1 protein-coding gene and 1 pseudogene are annotated in these 1,641 nt (G+C 75.4%); one reads left to right on the top strand and one right to left on the bottom strand.

Features of this window, described 5'->3' with window-relative positions; translation table 11 throughout:
* Positions 1–166 precede the first annotated feature (166 nt).
* Positions 167–832: a TetR/AcrR family transcriptional regulator gene (locus tag ABT092_RS30915; RefSeq protein WP_351249823.1), complete on the bottom strand. Its 666-nt coding sequence runs from the start codon at positions 830–832 to the stop codon at positions 167–169.
* 239 nt (positions 833–1,071) lie between these two features.
* On the opposite strand from ABT092_RS30915, the pseudogene ABT092_RS30910 reads away from it, so the two are divergent.
* A pseudogene (locus ABT092_RS30910) lies at positions 1,072–1,641 on the top strand (hypothetical protein); the annotation flags it as partial.

The raw sequence follows: 1,641 nt of genomic DNA, 5'->3' as shown, positions 1-1,641 counted from the left end.
TTCTTCTTTTTTTCCCCCACCCCCCCCCGGGGGGGGGGGGGGGGGGGGGGGGGCCCCCCCGCCGGCCCCCCCCCCCCCCCCCCCCCGGGGGTGCGCGCCGCCCCCGTCCCCACGGTGCGGCGCGGCCAGGCCGCCACCGGTCATCCCGGGGGCGGCGGCCTGGCGCTCAGGGGGCGGGACTGGCCCCGTCCGCCGCGGGACGGGGCGGCACGGCGAGGCCGAAGGCGGGCAGGATCACCGCGTCCACCAGCCCGATCAGATAGGCGGGGTCGGCGAAGCGTCCCTCCAGTTGCGGTCGGACCCGGGTGACGCCGAAGAGCAGGGCGGCCACGTACTCGGCCGCCGGATGCGCGGCGCCGATCTCCCCACGGGCCTCCGCCCGGGCGAGCATGGCGTCGAGGGCGGCCAGTTCCGGTTCGACCAGCGCCTCGCACAACGCCCGTTGCAGTTCGTGGTCCTGGAGCGTGGTGTGGCCGAGGGCGTGCAGCAACCGGGTGTCGTCGCAGGACTCGGTGCCCGCCGCGTGGGCGGCGGCCCTGAGGTCCCCGGCCAGGCTGCCGGTGTCGATGCCGGCGAAACGGGGGCACCGTTCCGAGCGCAGGGCCGCGGCCACGAAACGGGGCTTGCTGCCCCACTGGCGGTACAGCGTGGACTTGCCGCACCGGACGCGGGCCGCCACGCCCTCCATGGTGACCGACTCGTAGCCGTGCTCGCGGAGCTGGTCGAGGACAGCGGCGAAGAACTCCCGTTCCCGTTCCGGGCTGATCTTGGACCGACGGGCCGGAGCCGCCGGCTCCGACACCGGTGCCGTCCGCGCTGACTGCCCCGCCATTCCGCTCCTCCTGCCCCGTTCGTCCCCTCCGGCACCGCCGGTTCCCGTCCGCGATGCGACGGCCCATCGATACGCGAGTGTACCGATACGCCGCCGTATCGGTACACTCGCGTATCGATACGTGTTGAGCGGCACAACCAGACAAAGGGGCAGGGAATGGACTCCCGCACCGGGGCTCTCCCCCCGGCACCGATCCGGCCGGGCCGGCGTCCCGCGCCGCCCTCCCCGAGGACGGCGCCGTGAACCCCACCCTGCTCGCGGTCGGGCTCTCCCTGCTGTCGGCCGTCGCCTACGCCACCGCCGCGGTCACCCAGGAGCGCCTCGCGGCCCGCATCCCACCGCGCTCCCGGCGCCTGCGGACGCTGTGGGGCGCCCGCGCGTGGTGGCTCGCCATCGCCCTCAACTCCGGGGCCGCGCTCCTCCACGTCGCCGCCCTGCGGTTCGGCCCGCTCACCCTGGTGCAGCCGCTGGGCGCCCTCACCCTGGTCGCCGCGGTGCCGTTGGGCGCCCGACTCACCGGGCGCCGGGTGGGCCGACGCGAGTGGCACGGGGTCGCCTGGACCCTGGCCGGACTGGGCGCGCTGACGTTCGCCGCCTCGGGCCCGGCTCCCGAGGCCACCCTGTCGCTCGCCCAGGCGCGGGGGGTGGCCGGGGCGACCGCCGCGGTCCTGGGCCTGCTGGCGTGGCCGGGCGCCCCGGCCGGCCATCCGCCCCCGGCCCCGTACCGCCACAAAGGAAGAGCGTGGGGGAGGGGAAAAGTGTGCAAAAAAAAATGTAGAAAAAGGGGGTGGGCGGATAAAAAAAAAAAA

The sequence above is a fragment of the Streptomyces sp. NPDC002490 genome (assembly GCF_040296045.1).
In the GTDB taxonomy this organism is placed as follows: domain Bacteria; phylum Actinomycetota; class Actinomycetes; order Streptomycetales; family Streptomycetaceae; genus Streptomyces.
This window is presented reverse-complemented; position numbering and strand designations above follow the sequence as displayed.

What these genes read in the sequence shown, in the direction of transcription:
- ABT092_RS30915 (WP_351249823.1), bottom strand. Translation starts at nt 832, where the DNA reads ATGGCGGGGCAGTCAGCGCGGACGGCACCGGTGTCGGAGCCGGCGGCT.